At 42.2% G+C, this 15,222-nt stretch carries 16 protein-coding genes and 1 pseudogene; 13 read left to right on the forward strand and 4 right to left on the reverse strand.

Translation table 11 applies throughout. The features are described from left to right. Positions 1–34: 34 nt before the first annotated feature. From gspH to G3R48_RS15380, 7 genes and pseudogenes are all read left to right on the forward strand, one after another. The gene (gspH, locus tag G3R48_RS15350; protein ID WP_153666099.1) at positions 35–610 is read left to right on the forward strand and encodes a type II secretion system minor pseudopilin GspH; all 576 of its coding nucleotides are present in this window, start codon (positions 35–37) and stop codon (positions 608–610) included. Continuing rightward, positions 597–1,004 (forward strand): type II secretion system minor pseudopilin GspI, encoded by a 408-nt coding sequence (gene gspI / locus G3R48_RS15355; protein WP_228497509.1) that lies wholly within the window; start codon positions 597–599, stop codon positions 1,002–1,004. Before gspH ends, gspI begins: the two co-directional genes overlap by 14 nt. Further along, positions 985–1,599, forward strand: a pseudogene (gspJ, locus tag G3R48_RS15360) (type II secretion system minor pseudopilin GspJ); the annotation flags it as partial. The gene gspI and the pseudogene gspJ, both read left to right, overlap by 20 nt. Positions 1,600–1,656: 57 nt before the next feature. Continuing rightward, a complete protein-coding gene (gspK, locus tag G3R48_RS15365) occupies positions 1,657–2,658 on the forward strand; it encodes a type II secretion system minor pseudopilin GspK (protein ID WP_153666101.1) in 1,002 nt (333 codons plus the stop codon). Between the two features lie 44 nt (positions 2,659–2,702). Then, positions 2,703–3,905 (forward strand): type II secretion system protein GspL, encoded by a 1,203-nt coding sequence (gspL, locus tag G3R48_RS15370; RefSeq protein ID WP_212593387.1) that lies wholly within the window; start codon positions 2,703–2,705, stop codon positions 3,903–3,905. Further along, the gene (locus tag G3R48_RS15375; RefSeq protein ID WP_153666102.1) at positions 3,906–4,382 is read left to right on the forward strand and encodes a type II secretion system protein M; all 477 of its coding nucleotides are present in this window, start codon (positions 3,906–3,908) and stop codon (positions 4,380–4,382) included. Between the two features lie 85 nt (positions 4,383–4,467). Next, positions 4,468–5,229, forward strand: coding sequence for a type II secretion system protein N (locus G3R48_RS15380; RefSeq protein WP_212593388.1), 762 nt, complete (start codon positions 4,468–4,470; stop codon positions 5,227–5,229). A 32-nt stretch (positions 5,230–5,261) separates the two neighbouring features. Here the strand turns inward: G3R48_RS15380 and yrfG are convergent, their stop codons facing one another. Further along, positions 5,262–5,942 carry a GMP/IMP nucleotidase gene (gene yrfG, locus G3R48_RS15385; protein ID WP_153666103.1) on the reverse strand — a complete coding sequence of 227 codons (681 nt, stop codon included), beginning with the start codon at positions 5,940–5,942 and terminating at the stop codon, positions 5,262–5,264. Positions 5,943–6,021: 79 nt separating this feature from the next. Between yrfG and nudE the strand changes: the two genes are divergently transcribed. The 4 genes from nudE (at position 6,022) to G3R48_RS15405 (ending at position 10,208) form a co-directional block, all read left to right on the forward strand. Further along, entirely contained in the window at positions 6,022–6,573 is a 552-nt protein-coding gene (nudE, locus tag G3R48_RS15390) for an ADP compounds hydrolase NudE (RefSeq protein ID WP_153666104.1), read from the forward strand. Positions 6,574–6,736: 163 nt separating this feature from the next. Then, complete coding sequence (gene cysQ, locus G3R48_RS15395) at positions 6,737–7,549, forward strand: 3'(2'),5'-bisphosphate nucleotidase CysQ (RefSeq protein WP_153666105.1); 813 nt, start codon at positions 6,737–6,739, stop codon at positions 7,547–7,549. Positions 7,550–7,713: 164 nt separating this feature from the next. Next, complete coding sequence (locus tag G3R48_RS15400; protein WP_153666106.1) at positions 7,714–8,346, forward strand: TetR/AcrR family transcriptional regulator; 633 nt, start codon at positions 7,714–7,716, stop codon at positions 8,344–8,346. Beyond that, complete coding sequence (locus G3R48_RS15405; RefSeq protein ID WP_153666107.1) at positions 8,337–10,208, forward strand: MFS transporter; 1,872 nt, start codon at positions 8,337–8,339, stop codon at positions 10,206–10,208. The genes G3R48_RS15400 and G3R48_RS15405 overlap by 10 nt, the downstream gene beginning before the upstream one ends. Before the next feature lie 102 nt (positions 10,209–10,310). On the opposite strand, the gene G3R48_RS15410 is transcribed toward G3R48_RS15405, so the two are convergent. Continuing rightward, on the reverse strand, positions 10,311–11,414 hold the full coding sequence (locus G3R48_RS15410; RefSeq protein ID WP_153666108.1) for an acyl-CoA desaturase: 1,104 nt from the start codon (positions 11,412–11,414) through the stop codon (positions 10,311–10,313). Between the two features lie 151 nt (positions 11,415–11,565). Between G3R48_RS15410 and fabR the strand changes: the two genes are divergently transcribed. After that, positions 11,566–12,189 (forward strand): HTH-type transcriptional repressor FabR, encoded by a 624-nt coding sequence (gene fabR, locus G3R48_RS15415; protein WP_153666109.1) that lies wholly within the window; start codon positions 11,566–11,568, stop codon positions 12,187–12,189. Between the two features lie 141 nt (positions 12,190–12,330). Here the strand turns inward: fabR and trmA are convergent, their stop codons facing one another. Beyond that, positions 12,331–13,431, reverse strand: coding sequence for a tRNA (uridine(54)-C5)-methyltransferase TrmA (gene trmA, locus G3R48_RS15420; protein ID WP_153666110.1), 1,101 nt, complete (start codon positions 13,429–13,431; stop codon positions 12,331–12,333). 142 nt (positions 13,432–13,573) lie between these two features. Between trmA and murI the strand changes: the two genes are divergently transcribed. Next, on the forward strand, positions 13,574–14,347 hold the full coding sequence (gene murI, locus G3R48_RS15425) for a glutamate racemase (RefSeq protein WP_153666111.1): 774 nt from the start codon (positions 13,574–13,576) through the stop codon (positions 14,345–14,347). 59 nt (positions 14,348–14,406) lie between these two features. Here murI and G3R48_RS15430 read toward each other — a convergent pair whose 3' ends face one another. Then, positions 14,407–14,871 carry an RNA recognition motif domain-containing protein gene (locus G3R48_RS15430; protein ID WP_153666112.1) on the reverse strand — a complete coding sequence of 155 codons (465 nt, stop codon included), beginning with the start codon at positions 14,869–14,871 and terminating at the stop codon, positions 14,407–14,409. Positions 14,872–15,222 lie beyond the last annotated feature (351 nt).

Consider the following 15,222-nt stretch of genomic DNA (forward strand, 5'->3'; position numbering starts at 1 on the left):
TAACGTTGAAGCTTAGTGATAAGAATTGAAGTTAATGACCCGAACTCGCCAGTTAGGTTTTACCCTACTTGAAGTCCTATTAGTTGCATTACTAATGGGACTTTCTGCCATGGCGGTGACGCTTACGCTGAATAATTCTGGGCCCAAACAGGTCGTTGATAAACTAGCTAAACAATTTCTAGCCACCACTGAGATGGTGATTGACCAAGCAGTATTAAGTGGCAGCTTTATTGGCATTGTGGTCGATGACAATAAATATCAGTTTGTGTACTACGAAGATAAAAAGTGGCAGCCAATAAAACTGGATCGTATTGCTACTGAAAAAAAGCTTGATGATGGCATTAAAATGAGTCTAGTGCTCGATGGCATGCCATTAGTGCAAGATGACGAACAAGAAGACTCTTGGTTTGATGAGCCTTTTATTGAGGCCAAAAGCGAAGAAGATAAAAAGAAAAATCCACAGCCACAGATTTTATTATTTCCAAGTGGTGAGCTTACTCCATTTGAATTGAGCTTTATTATCAAAGAACAAAATAAAGAGGTAATCGTTGAAGTCAGTGGCGATGCCATGGGCCGACTCACATTAGGGCGTTTTGATGACTTTGATTAACCGCCAACGCAGTGAACATCGCATAAATAACAACGCTAGCGGAATGACCCTACTTGAAGTCATTGTCGCCTTAGCTGTATTTTCAATTGCAGCAGTTTCAATCGTTAAAAGCTTGGGCGATCAAATGGTGAATATGCCTATTTTAGAGCAGCGCACCTTAGCCCAATGGGTAGCAAGCAATCAAATGGTTGATGCACGTTTAGGGAAAGAATTTCCAGATCTTGGTCAAAAAGACGGCACAGAAAAACTTGCCGATAAAGAATGGCATTGGCGTCGTGAAGTGGTTAAAACCACAGACAACAATTTTAGAATGATCCGCATTACCGTTAGCGAAGACGATCGGTTTAAACGCGTAGCAGCACAGGTAAGCAGTTATGTTCACAACCCAGAGTAAAGCGCGCGGCTTTACCTTACTTGAAATGCTGGTGGCAATATCCATCTTCGCCATGTTGGGGCTTGCGGCTAATTCTGTTTTACAAACGGTAATGAGTAACGACGAGTCAACAGCGGCATTTTCTAAAAGATTAAAAGCCTTACAGCAAGGCTTTGGGGTGTTAGAGCGCGACTTAGGGCAAATGGTTGCCCGCACACCACGTATTGCCAACGGAGAACGAGCCAGCAGCTTTTTTCAAGCTAGCGACGACATGCTGGACTCAGAAACAGAAGCATTAATGTTTTATCGTATTGGCTGGTTAAACCCGGATGGCATATTGCCTCGAGGTAGCATTCAGTCTGTCGCCTATGTGGTTCAAGATGGTCGCTTAGAACGTTGGTACTATCCATATCCAGAAGCAGAAACGGGTGCTGAACCATTAAAAACCGTGATTATCGAAAATGTGACAGATGTTGAATACTCTTTTTATATTAATGATGCATGGGTAAAAAAAGCTGACGGTACCCAAATGCCACAAGCCATTGCCATGAAAGTAGAGATAGAGGGGTTGGGTGAAATCCAACGGCGGTTTTTATTGCCTAAAGGCGGGCCGGCAGAATGAGTCAGCTAACGGCCGTGCCAATCAGTACGCTAAGTTCTGCAAGGAAGTGCCATGAATAAGGTTACTTCTTTACGTAAACAACGCGGCGTAGCATTAATTTTTGTCATTTTGATTGTGGCAATGGTGTCAATTATTGCCACCAATATTTCTAGCCGCAACCAACTGTCAATGCAACGCACCTTAAATCTTGCCCAGTTCGATCAGGCTTATTGGTACGCCATTTCAGCCGAAGAGCTGGCGATGAAGGTGTTAAAACAAGACATGAAAGACGCAGACGGCACCGTCAATTTGCAACAATATTGGGCGGTGGCAAATGTGGTTTTCCCTGCTGAATACGGTGAAATTGCCGGTGAGATAACCGACATGCGATCTTGCTTTAATCTCAATGCTGTCTCGCAGCCTCGGGTAAAAGACAGCAGTGGCCAAATGGGGCTAAGCGTGGCGGCAAAACAATATAAAGCTTTATTGGTCGCGCTTGGTGTTGATGACTTTGCTGCAGAGCGGCTAACCCAAACATTAAAAGACTATTTAGACGCTGACAGTGAGAACGAACCATACGGCGCTGAAGATGCTGAGTATGAATCACGACCTGTTCCGTATCGCGCCGCAAACACCTTGATGCAACATCGCAGTGAACTACGTGCAGTGCTGGGCTATACCCAAGATATTTATTTAGCCTTGCAACCTTATGTGTGCGCCATTCCTGGTGATAGGCGGCAATTGCTTAATGTGAATACATTAAAAGTCGAGCAAGCGGCATTGATGGTTGGCATGTTAGATAACAAGGTGTCTTTGAGCGATGCGAAAAGTATTATTAATCAGCGTCCAGCTAGCGGTTACGAGGCCATTGATGATTTTTGGGCTAATTCAGCACTCAGTAATGTGCAATCAAGTGATGCGGATCTAAAATCGAGCTTTGTGGTTGATAGTAATTATTTTAATTTAACGGCAGGTGCTAAAGTCGACACGGCTATTTTTAAAATGGATAGCGTATTAAAACGCAATGGCGAAAAATTTGAGGTGATCACCCGGCAATACGGTGGTCAGCAGTAATGTTAGCGCAACAAAAATTACCAGAGATTGGTGGAGAATAAAGCGTGTCAGAAAGGTTATTTATCCGCTTAGGAAACACTGCCGAGCAAGCGTGCTCTTGGTTGGTGTGGTCTGAACAAGAGCAAGAGATCATCGCATCCGGCGAACTTGCTGATGCACAAAGCTTAGCCAGCCTAACCGAGCGTGCTGGCAATCGTCCTGTGGATGTTTTAGTGCCTGCAGCAAGCATGATGTTGACACAAGTTTCATTGCCTGAGAAAGGCCAGCGTCAAGCCATGAAAGCCATTCCATTTATGCTAGAAGACTCATTAGCAACTAATGTAGATGAAATGCATGTGGTAGTGGGGCCGCGAGAGGGCGAAGCGCTTAACGTGGTTGCAGTGGCGCATGAGCAAATGCAAATGTGGTTGTCATGGCTACAAGATGCCGGTTTAAAGGTTAAAAACATTGTGCCTGACTGTTTGGCATTACCGTTAGCACAATGCCAATGGGCAATATTGAATATGGGGCGCGAATATTTAGTGCGTACCGGTGTTGGCGCTGGCGTGAGTTTACCAACTGATTGGGCTGACATCGCACTGCCGCAGTTGACTGCCAAGTATAGTGAACAAGAGCAGCCATTAACCATTGCCAGTTACAGCAGCGACATGACTGTTACTGGTGCTACCGTTGAGCAACAGCCTTTAGATATTCCCATGCTGGTATTAGCCAAAGGGCTATTAGATGCACCAATTAACTTATTAGATGGGGTATACAAACCGAAACGAGAATACAGTAAACACCTCACGCTATGGCGCAATAGCGCGATTATATTTACGGTGGTGTTAGTCCTTGCTTTGGTTAATAAAGGCTTAGCGATTAACGAGTTGAATGCACAAACGGCAGCATTACATACGCAAACAGAACGAGTCTTTAAACAAGCTGTACCGGGCGTGAACCGTATTGTTAATGTGCGCTCGCAAATTGATGCGCAATTACGTACCTTAAAAGGCCAAGGTGGCGGGGCAGAGTTTTTCACTATGCTCAACGCACTACGCCCTGCATTTTCTCAAGTACCTGCACTAAAACCTGATTCAGTCCGTTTTGACGCAAAACGCAGTGAGTTACGTATGCAAGTTACCGCTAAGACTTATGCACAAATCGATAAGTTTAAAGAAATAATTAGCCAAGACTTTAAGATGGAAGGCGGGGCAATGAACAATAACGATGACAAGGTTACCAGTAACATTACCTTGAGGAGCAAGTAAATGGAAAATTTACAGGCTTGGTGGCGAAGCTTAGCACTACGAGAGCAACAGTTAGTCGGCTTTTGTGGTGTCATGTTATTGATTGGTATTGTTTATTGGGGCATTTGGACACCGATTTCAAATGCACAGCAAACAGCAGAACGTAATTATGCATCAGCGAATGCCACACTAAACCATGTTAAACAGGCTGCCAGTAAAATTGCGGGTATTAAGCAAAGTGGTGGCAAGCAAAGAGCTGCTGGCAGCTTAAGTTCAATTGTTAATACAGCGGCTGGACAATACAAGTTGGTGATTACTCGTATGCAACCACAAGGTGACAAAATTCAGTTGTGGATGGACGATGTGCCTTTTGAAGCACTACTTGATTACCTTTACCATTTGGTTGATACCGATGGTTTGACACTCGAGACAGTTGATTTAGCTGAGTCAGATGATGCCGGTTTTGTCAAAGTTCGTCGTATTCAGTTATCGCGTTAATCTGCGTCTGAAAACTGTTGTTGTCTTATCAATATATTGTTTGGCGATTAGCCGTTGGTGTTAATCGAAATCTCAAGGGTTACCAGTGAAGTTATTTTTTAAAATTTTATTAGCACTGCTTATTTATATCTTCTTTTTAGTGGCTTATGTCCCCGCTAATTGGTTAGTGAGCATTGCGCCAATACCGAATAATATAAAATTGTCTGGTGTGAGTGGCACTTTATGGCAAGGTCAGGCGGCATTAGTGAGTATTGACCGTCGTCAACTTGATCAAGTCAATTGGACACTCAATCCTTGGGGGATTTTTGTCGGGCAAGCACAAGTTGATGTCACGATTGGTAGCCGTGCAACGCCGGTTAATGGTAAGGGCTCACTTACCGCGACAATGTCAGGTATTAAAGTCCAAAACTTGCGTTTTGAAGCCCCAAGCCAGTTTTTATTAGCAGGTAATCGTTTACCTTTTAAAACAGAAATACAAGGTGAACTTTCGGTTATTATTGAGCAGTTTGACCAAGGTTTACCTTGGTGTGAGCAGCTTTCAGGTAAGTTATTTGTCAATGATGTCGATGTCACTAATCAGTTTGGAGCCTATCCACTAGGTAACATGGCATTAAACATGAGTTGTGTTGATGGCCAAGTAAAATTGACTGCTAATGAGCAAGATAACCGCTTAGGCTTGATGGGAACAGTGCTATTAACACAGAACAGTAGCGTGAAAGTCGCAGCTAAAATTAAACCGACTGACACACAACCTGCAGATCTTACTCAAGCGCTGCAATTTTTAGGGCAGCAAGACAGCCAAGGTTATTACCCACTTAATTACCAAGGCCGCATTCCGGGCATATAAGCCGCTTAATGTCACTAGATATGATAAAACCCCTATATCGGTAACGTTATAGGGGTTTTTAGATCTGCCAGTAAATGATGATAATCATCAATAGCTGGGAAATCGATCATGGTGTTGTGTGGTTTTTTACTGTCTGGGTTAGTTATCCCTAACTGATAACCAATTCCCGCTCGCTGAGCCGCTTTTAAAATGGTTTCACTGTCATCAATAAATAAGCATCGATTAGGGTTAAGCGCAAATTTGTCGATAGTATAACGCCAAAACTCCGGGTGTTCTTTTGGGAAACTTGTTTCATGGCTCGACAACATGGCATCTAAGCCACTGGCTAGTTCTGTGTGCTCAAGCTTTAACGCTAAACTATTAGGATGTGCATTGGTTAATAAAATACGCTGCTTATTGGCTTGCTTTAATGCTGTCAAAAACGGCATGCTGTCTTGGCGCATTTGAATCCGCGCAGCCAATGAATGATGTAATTGTAAGATGTCTAAGCCTAACTGCTGTTGCCAATAATCTAAGCAGTACCAATCCAGTGTGCCTACCACTTCTTCATAAGCCTGTTTCACTAATAATGATGCTTGATTAAGGCTAATATTGCGCTGCTGACTTAACTGCTCTGGCACTAAATGCAGCCAGAAATGATTGTCGAAATGAAGGTCAAGTAAGGTGCCGTCCATGTCGAGCAACACCGTATCAATTTTTTGCCAAGGAAACATACAAATACCAGTTGTAGATTATGCCTAGAATAGTAAGATTGTATCTATAAATTTGATATTCGTCACATAAGAGGTAGGAATGACAACGCGGCAGATTAAGCCAGAAATCCTCAGTACTGAGCTGGTGGCACAGAGTCGTTTATTTCAAGTTGAGCAATTAAACTTGAAATTCTCTAATGGCGAACTGCGTCAATATGAGCGAATGAAAGGCAATAGTCGCGGCGCGGTGATGATAGTGCCTATCCATAATGGAAAATTGCTACTAGCAAAAGAATATGCTGCCGGTACAGAGGCTTATGAAATCGGCTTTCCCAAAGGGTTAATCGATCCGGGTGAACAAGCCATTGAAGCCGCTAATCGAGAGTTACAAGAAGAAATCGGTTTTGGCAGTCATAAGTTAACCCACCTAAAAGAATTGTCACTTGCTCCAAGCTATTTCGCCAGCAAAATGCAGATATTTTTAGCTGAACAATTATACCCAAGCCAATTAGAAGGTGATGAGCCTGAACCGATTGAAGTGATTGAATGGCCTGTCGCAGACTGGCTAGCGTTAATTGCTGATACTAATTTTAGTGAATCACGCAGTGTTGGTGCACTGTTTTTAGCTCAACAATTGCTTTCACAGCGATAAAACACCATAGCGATAACCAACAGACCGAAACAACATTAGATGAAATTAATCCTTAGGGATGAAACTGAGTTTGGCCAAATGCGGCCAAGTGAGTGAATGAATCATTTATAAACTCAATGTGATTTTTATCATTTTTGCTGAATTTCCAGTTGATGGAGAAGTAATGAAGCCTGAAGACATTATTGAACAAATTATTGATATTGCAACCCAAGCCGGCCAAGAGATCCGTAGCATTTATCAGAATGGTAATTTTGAACGAGAAATTAAATCTGACAATACGCCTGTCACCTCAGCTGATTTAGCCGCAAATGAAATTATTTGCCGCAAACTGGCTGAGCTAACGCCTGACATTCCTATTTTAAGTGAAGAAGCGGTCAATATTCCGTTAAGTGACCGCCAACACTGGCAACGCTATTGGTTGGTTGATCCGCTTGATGGCACGGGTGAGTTTATTGCAGGCAGTGGCGATTTTTCAGTGATCATTGCCCTTGTTGAGCATAATAGACCGATTGTCGGCGTGGTTTACGTGCCAATGACACAAGTATGCTATTACGCGATCGCTGGACTAGGGGCTTATAAGCGAGATAACGGCCAAGAGCTAAGAATTAAAAGTAATAGCCTAACCCAACAACAAACAGACCAACTACGGGTTGCTGTGAGCCGTCGTCAAGACCCTAAATCAGTGCTTAAACTGTTTAATCATGCCAAACATTGTGAGTTAGTGGTATTAGGCGGAGCGGCATTAAAAAGCTGTCTGGTCGCTGAGGGACGCGCTGACTGTTATGTGCGTTTAGGCCCTACAGGTGAGTGGGATACTGGTGCTGCGCAAATTATTGTTGAAGAAGCCGGTGGTGCGTTGATGGACATTAACTTGCAACCTATGAGCTATAACGAACGTGAGACATTGGAGAATCCGAATTTTATTGTTGTCGGTAGCCCCAATTTAGCCTGGGATGAAATATTAACGCAGTCATAAAGACAAAACTGAGTTATTAACATCGCCCTCCATTGGAGGGCTTTTTTGTGTCTATTGGCTCACAAAAAATACAAACGGCTAAAAATAAACTTATTATGAACATTGTTTTTTATTTTGATCGTTGGTAATTTAATCCCACAACATCACCGCATTAAGGCGAAACAATGGCAAGAAGAAAAGAACATACCCATGCAGAAATCCACGGTATGGCCATTATTGCTGTTATCCACTTATTACAAACCGTCAATCTTGAGAATTTGAGCTTACGTAAAGTAGCTACCGAGATTGGCTATGCGCCGAGCACCTTGATTAATATTTTTGGTGGCTATCAACAATTGTTATTGGCCGTATCAGAACAAGTGCTTACCGACTTATATCAACAGTTAGTGGCCGATTACGGTGAGGGGGCCGCTATGCAGCCGCTTAACGCACAAGGGATTATCGAGAAAATGGCGCATGATTATTATCAATTTGCCAATGAAAATCGTGCGTGTTTTAAATTGGTGTTTGAGCTGTCAGCTCCACAAGGGCAAGCGTTGTCATTGAGTCATCAACAAGCGATTGATCGGTTATTTAATTTAATCGCCAATCAATTAACCCAGCTTTTTGATGATGCAAGTAACGCCGATATTGGGTTAATGAGCCGAGTATTATGGGGCGGGATCCACGGATTAACGTGTTTGGCAATTGACGGAAAATTATTTACCGAGCAAGCGGTGCTGCCGACAATGTTGAGTAGCCACGTTAACGGTTACTTATTGGGAATGGCACAACAAAAGGGTCAGACATGTTGTTAAGTAAACGTTTTTTACCTTATTTTATTACCCAGTGCTTAGGCACGCTCAATGACAATATCTATAAAAATGTGCTCTTGCTATTAGTGACTTACAGTCAAGTCGATGCGTTACCAGTAAGCGTGAATTTATTTGTTAATTTAGCCGCAGGCGTGTTTATTTTGCCATTCTTTTTGTTTTCAGCGCACGCGGGGGTAGTCGCTGACAACATGGACAAAGCCAAATTAATTCGCCGACTTAAATTTATCGAACTGGTTATTATGGCATGCGCGGCGGTGGCCATTTTGTCGCAAAGTTACCTAATGATGCTGTTGCTGCTGTTTATTATGGGTAGTCAGTCGGCTTATTTTGGGCCGGTGAAGTATTCGTTATTGCCACAAACACTAAAACCAAATGAATTGATTAACGGCAATGCTTGGGTCGAAATGGGCACCTTTGTTGCCATATTAATGGGAACATTATTTGCTGGGGTGATTGTTGCCAGTGAATATCGTTTAGGTGGTGCAGCGGTGATTGTGGTGTGTTTAGCCTTGGGTGGTTATTTGGCGAGCTGTGCGATTCCAGCGATGCCTGTACAAGGTAAAATAGAGAAAATTCGGTTTACTCCTTTAGCTGGCACCTGGCGCTGTATTGCTAAAGTCAGGCAAACGCCAAGTATTTGGATGGCCATTTTAGCCATTAGCTGGTTTTGGTTTTTAGGGGCGACGTATTTAACTCAGTTCCCTAACTTTGCTAAATTGTATTTGCATGGCGATGCCACAGTGGTGTCATTGTTATTGGCACTATTTTCTATTGGTATTGCGATGGGGTCATGGATATGTGAGCGTGTTTCTTATGGTCATGTTGAATTAGGGGTGATTCCATTTGGTGTTTTAGGTTTAACCGTGTTTACGGTTGATTTCATTCTGGCTATTCCACCTGCACCAGTGGATGCGAGTTTTGTTTATAACTTTAGTCAATTTATTAGTGACAGCCAGCATTTCAGACTGATGGCCGACCTCTTTATGGTGGGCTTAAGTGGTGGTTTGTTTATTGTACCTTTATACGCGTTTATTCAGTCTCGCGCAGCAGCAGATGAGTGCGCCCAAGCCATTGCCGCTAACAACATTATGAATGCGTTGTTTATGGTGGTTGCGGCAGTATTGTCGATTGTATTACTTGGTGTGCTAAATTGGTCCATCTCGCAATTATTACTATTGTTAGCCGCTTTAAATGCGCTGGTGGCGATATACGTTTATGCCCAAGTGCCGGAGTTTGCGCAACGGTTTGTCAGCTATCTATTTAGTCATTTTCTATATCGTGTGTCAGTCACAGGTCGGCAAAATATTCCCGAACAAGGTGCCGGCGTGATTGTGTGTAACCATGTCAGTTATGTCGATGCGTTAATTTTAATGGGGGCATCAACTCGCCCTGTACGTTTTGTGATGGATAAATCGATTAGTGAAATCCCATTACTTAAATATTTGTTTCGTCATGCTGGTGTGATTCCCATTTGTTCACCTAAACAGTCAAGAGATACATATTTACAAGCCTTTGAAACGATTCACCAAGCACTGAATAATGATGAATTAGTGTGTATTTTCCCTGAAGGACGTTTGTCTGTAGACGGTGAAATAGCTGAGTTTAGAGCGGGTATCCAGCGTATTCTTGAACGTGACCCTGTGACCGTTATTCCGATGGCGTTACGTGGTTTGTGGGGGTCTTACTTTAGCCACCAAGGCGGACACGCTCTAACAACAAGACCAACACGTTTTTGGTCGAAAGTGGACGTTGTTATTGGCGCTGAGGTTAATGGTGTTGAGTTAGGGCGACATGGCCTGCAGCAATGTGTAAAACAACTGCATGACAATCCGGTTAACGATTAATATTGAAATAACAAAAACGGCTACCTTTGCAGGTGGCCGTTTTTGAGTCAATTTACTGAGTGGATAGTGTGTTATCTGTGACTTACATTAATCCATCACTGCTTAGTAAGCCGTGGTAAGAGATAACCAGTTCTTCTTTTGTGCCAGTAAGCGAGCTTTTAATTCCTCAACTTGTCGTGTCAGTTGTTGATTACCAAGTTGTTCACGTTTGGCATCGAGTAAGCTTTTCTTCGCTTGGTAATAGTCTTTTAGGTGTTGCTTCATTAGCTCATATTCGGCTTGGAAATTAGCAATAATTTCGTCGCAATTGGGTAGATGTGCCACTTTATGTTGTGCGCGTTGCAACTGCATTTGTAAGCGAGCACTTTCAATACGCTCTTGTGGCACTTTACGTAAGTCGGTCGCTAAGTTAAACCAACTGAAGAATTTAATCAGCCATTTTGTCGGATCATAATCCCACCAGTGAATACCATTGCGGTAGTCGTTCTCAAAAATATGGTGAAAATTATGATAGCCCTCACCATAAGTCAAAAGTGCTAAAAAAGCATTGTCGCGGGCGGTATTCCTATCAGTGTACGGCTGTGAGCCCCAAATGTGCGCCAACGAGTTAATAAAAAAGGTGCAATGATGTACAAGCACTAAGCGTAATAATCCGGCCATTAATAACATCGACAAAATGTCGCCATTTAACCAACCAAGAAATATCGGCAAGCCAATATTCATGATCACCGCCAGTAATAAGTAATGTTTATGCTGCCACATAACAATCTTGTCATTTTGGAGATCGCGAACATTTTTATAGTCGTGATAACGGCTTGCTTGATACTCACGTAACATCCAACCTATGTGGCTATACCAAAACCCTTTTTTAGCCGAATAGGGATCTTTATCATTATTATCAACATGTTTATGGTGAATTCTGTGATCGCTGCACCAGTGTAAGGCGCTATTTTGTAGTGCTAATGCTCCGCCTAATGCATAGGCGAATCTGACAATGGGGTGAGCTTTATAGGCTTTGTGAGACCACAGACGATGGTAGCCTGCGGTAATAGATAAGCCACTGGCGTAAGCAAAAACAACTAACGCTAACCATTCAAAACCGTCAAAACCATGGGTTACAGCACGCCAAGGGATTAAGGTGATAGTGGCAATAAGAGTACTGGCAAACAAAAACACATTCAGCCAAATGATCGGAGGTTTTTTCATGTTAAGTTTCCAAAACGACAAAGAATAATTAAGCGTACAGTTGTAAGCTAATTTAACTTAGCCCTATGGCAGGGTCAAGTTAGCGAGGGCTGTGTTTTTGATTTAAAAACGTTATTATCTGTGAACTAATCTTGACTAAATGGATCATCTAATGGGTGTTAGAGCTCAACAAAAAGAAAAAACCCGCCGTGCATTAGTCGATGCTGCGTTTAATCAACTCAGTGCTGAAAGAAGTTTTTCCAGTTTAAGTTTGCGTGAAGTTGCCAGAGAAGCTGGTATTGCACCGACTTCTTTTTATCGACATTTTAAAGATATGAATGAGCTTGGACTCACCATGGTTGATGAAGGTGGATTAACCTTGCGCCAAATGATGCGTAAAGGTCGTCAGCGCGCCGAGGCCGGTGGGAGTGTCATTCGTATTTCAGTTGACACTTTTATGGAAGTGCTAGAGTCAAACCCTAACGTGTTTCGTATTTTGCTGCATGAACGCTCAGGTACGTCAGCAGCATTTCGCGCTGCGGTTGAACGTGAAATTGAACATTTCATTTCAGAGTTAGCCCATTACACGATTGATAACGCTAATCGTAGTGAAGAGCTAGCTCGTGCTCAAGCTGAAGCATTAGTGATTTTGGTGTTTAATGCTGGCGCAACGGCATTAGATTTAAAGCGCAGTGACCGTAAACGTTTGGCCGATCAGTTGGTGTTGCAATTGAGAATGGTCGCTACCGGTGCTGACGCGTTGCAAAACAAGATTGAACATCGCAAAGAAGGCTAGTTAATCCCCGTTGATCCATTGTCAGTTTAACCTAGCTTGTACTCAAAGACAGAGAAGTAGAAGTTATTGAATAATTTTATTCTCCGTACCCTGAGCCGTATCTTTTGTGTTTTACTCTATGATCTTAAAGACATTAAAACCTTACGATTTAAGCTCTAAGAATACGCCCGCTTCCATATGGTGGGTATATGGGAACTGATCAAATAGCGCAAAGCGTGTGATCTTATGTGTGGTCTTCAAAAACGCTAAATTTTGTTTGAGTGTTTCAGGGTTACATGAGATGTATAAAATGCGCTCATAGTTTTGCATTAACGCTAATGTATCGTCGTCAATTCCCGCTCGTGGTGGATCAACGAAAATGGTATTACAGTTGTAGCTGTCTAAATCGATACCTTCTAAGCGTCTAAAGCTGCGTTTTTTCGCCATGGCGTCGCTAAAATCTTCTGCTGACATACGAATAATTTGTACATTTTCAACTTCATTGATTGCAATGTTGTACTGCGCTGCGTCGACTGAGGGTTTGGCAAGTTCTGTTGCTAATACACGATCGAAGTTTTTAGCCAAAGCAATAGAGAAGTTACCGTTACCACAATACAACTCCAATAAATCGCCGTGACTGTTTTTGGTGACGTCAATTGCCCATTCCAACATACTGACGGAAACGTTGGCATTAGGCTGGGTAAAGCTATTTTCAATTTGCTTGTACTTTAGCTCTTTGCCATCAACATTAAGACTTTCAACAACAAAATCTTTATCAAGATCGATTTTGAGCTTGCGAGCGCGGCCGATAATATTGACATTAAACTTATCGCTAAGGCGCTGTTTCATTTCTTTGGCTTGTTCTGTCCACTCATCATTTAACTGACGGTGATAAAGTAAGGACACTAAAATTTCACCGCTTAGGGTCGATAAAAAGTCCACTTGGAACAGCTTAAACCGCAGTTGATGGTTTGGTCGTAACTCTTGCATTAATGCAGCCATCATTTCATTGATAAGCTTACCAGCAGGTAGATATTGTTCAGTACGTACTTTTTGATTCAATGTTTTATCAAACATGTAGTAGTACATGTCATCACCGTCATGCCAAATGCGAAATTCAGCACGCATACGATAATGGGCAGGATCAGATGGGAAAACTTCTAATGCTGGTGGATTGAATTCGACAAAAGACTCACTCAGCAGGGCGCTTTTTTGCTCCAGCTGTTTATCATAATTAATCGGATCCATTGCTGCTAAATTCATTTTGTTCCACCATAGGCTGTAAAATCAGGGCGCAAATATTATACTACACATCGCTGATGTCCAGAGACATCACGCTATCTTCGATGATTAACGATAAATTTCGTCAATAACGGTCCAATCTTCACCCTTTTTGGAGTTCAGCTTGTCAGGTCCCATTATAGTGTTCGACTCAGGTATCGGAGGGTTATCGGTACTGCAGCATATACAGAAACAGTTACCCAATCATGATGTGTTCTATTTATTCGATAATGCCCGTTTACCTTATGGTGATTTAGAAGAGCAGGTGTTAATTACTGGTTGTGTGGAACTGATTACCGAACAGGTGACTAAGCTAAATGCTCAAGTTGTTGTGGTTGCATGTAATACGGCAAGTACATTAGTACTACCAGCGCTAAGGCAAGCATTAACGATCCCTGTTGTTGGTGTCGTGCCGGCGATTAAACCCGCGGCTAAATTATCGCAAACTAAACACATTGCATTACTAGCGACACCTGGCACAGTAAATCGGCAATATACTAAACAGCTTATTAGTAACTATGCTCACGACTGTAAAGTTGCGTTATTAGGAACATCTGAAATGGTCATGTTAGCGGAAGCCAAATTAGCTAATGAAGCAATTGACCAAGCGATTATTACAGAGATTCTACAGCCGCTAAATCAGTCAAGTATCGATACGATTGTATTAGGCTGCACTCACTTCCCATTGTTAATCAGTGAAATAAAAATGGCGCTGACACAACATGTGACCTTGCTAGACTCTGGCGTTGCTATTGCTAAAAGAGTTGAATCTTTAGTTGGGGAATCAAAGACGAAAAAAAGAGGGCAGTTACAAGCGGGATTTACTAAGCAGATTAGTGAACAATTAAAGCTAACATTAGTTGACTACGGGTTTTCACGGTTTGCGCTCCGTCCGTAGCCGACTAATTTGTTACTACTATATAAGCTAACTTCTATAAACTAGCTAAGTCGATATAACTAATCTACGTCGACATTTTTTGGTTCAGCAGGGTCGTTTTCTTGTGACTTAGCTTCACGAACTTTTAGAGTACGCTCTTGGAAGTTGTAATCATTTAACTTCGCCATGGCTTTCTTGGCACCAGCTTCTGACATTTCAACAAATCCAAACCCTTTACGACGACCTGTTTTGCGATCGCGAACTAATCGTACTGAGTTAACAGGTCCGTATTCGCCAAATAATGACTTTACTTCACCTTCATGAACACGGTAAGGCAAGTTTCCTACATATAATGTCATAGTTGGGCCAACATAAGGCTCGTTTGCTTTATTAGATGTTGTTGTTGGAACGAGTGTAAAAATAACGGTAGTTACAATAACGCCAATTAGATAGGCGACGAAAGGTACGAGGTCAGTTGCAAATTGAGAAAACACAAACGCGCCGGCAAGTGCTGCAACTAAAACCATAATCAATGATTTCTGCATAAAATTGTCTCGAATGAATATGAATTGATAAAATACTGTTAAAAACCCTTACATATTAATGAATAATTAAGGGTTTAACCATAGGCCTAACTCAAAATGAACCTAAAAAAGACGTAAATTTAGTATTTCTTTTATATAGGCCGCATAAAATGGCCAAATATATATCGAAAAGATAAAAAAACACCGATCTGAACAAAAGATAATCGGTCAGTAAAAAAGATCGAAAACACCCCTTGCACCATTTTAAAATCTCCCTATAATGCGCATCCACTGACACGGCACAGCAGCAAATACAACGTGTAAACGAAGTACTTGCCAGCACCGAGCCAGCTTGGTTTAAGACGCTAATTG

This window comes from Shewanella intestini (genome assembly GCF_018221465.1).
Taxonomy (GTDB): Bacteria; Pseudomonadota; Gammaproteobacteria; order Enterobacterales; family Shewanellaceae; genus Shewanella; species Shewanella intestini.

Excerpts from the sequence above, each read along its gene's own strand:
- gspH (WP_153666099.1), top strand. The coding sequence starts at position 35 with ATGACCCGAACTCGCCAGTTAGGTTTTACCCTACTTGAAGTCCTATTA.
- gspI (WP_228497509.1), top strand. The coding sequence starts at position 597 with ATGACTTTGATTAACCGCCAACGCAGTGAACATCGCATAAATAACAAC.
- gspK (WP_153666101.1), top strand. The coding sequence starts at position 1,657 with ATGAATAAGGTTACTTCTTTACGTAAACAACGCGGCGTAGCATTAATT.
- G3R48_RS15375 (WP_153666102.1), top strand. The coding sequence starts at position 3,906 with ATGGAAAATTTACAGGCTTGGTGGCGAAGCTTAGCACTACGAGAGCAA.
- yrfG (WP_153666103.1), bottom strand. The coding sequence starts at position 5,942 with ATGTTTCCTTGGCAAAAAATTGATACGGTGTTGCTCGACATGGACGGC.
- nudE (WP_153666104.1), top strand. The coding sequence starts at position 6,022 with ATGACAACGCGGCAGATTAAGCCAGAAATCCTCAGTACTGAGCTGGTG.
- cysQ (WP_153666105.1), top strand. The coding sequence starts at position 6,737 with ATGAAGCCTGAAGACATTATTGAACAAATTATTGATATTGCAACCCAA.
- G3R48_RS15400 (WP_153666106.1), top strand. The coding sequence starts at position 7,714 with ATGGCAAGAAGAAAAGAACATACCCATGCAGAAATCCACGGTATGGCC.
- G3R48_RS15405 (WP_153666107.1), top strand. The coding sequence starts at position 8,337 with ATGTTGTTAAGTAAACGTTTTTTACCTTATTTTATTACCCAGTGCTTA.
- G3R48_RS15410 (WP_153666108.1), bottom strand. The coding sequence starts at position 11,414 with ATGAAAAAACCTCCGATCATTTGGCTGAATGTGTTTTTGTTTGCCAGT.
- fabR (WP_153666109.1), top strand. The coding sequence starts at position 11,566 with ATGGGTGTTAGAGCTCAACAAAAAGAAAAAACCCGCCGTGCATTAGTC.
- trmA (WP_153666110.1), bottom strand. The coding sequence starts at position 13,431 with ATGAATTTAGCAGCAATGGATCCGATTAATTATGATAAACAGCTGGAG.
- G3R48_RS15430 (WP_153666112.1), bottom strand. The coding sequence starts at position 14,871 with ATGCAGAAATCATTGATTATGGTTTTAGTTGCAGCACTTGCCGGCGCG.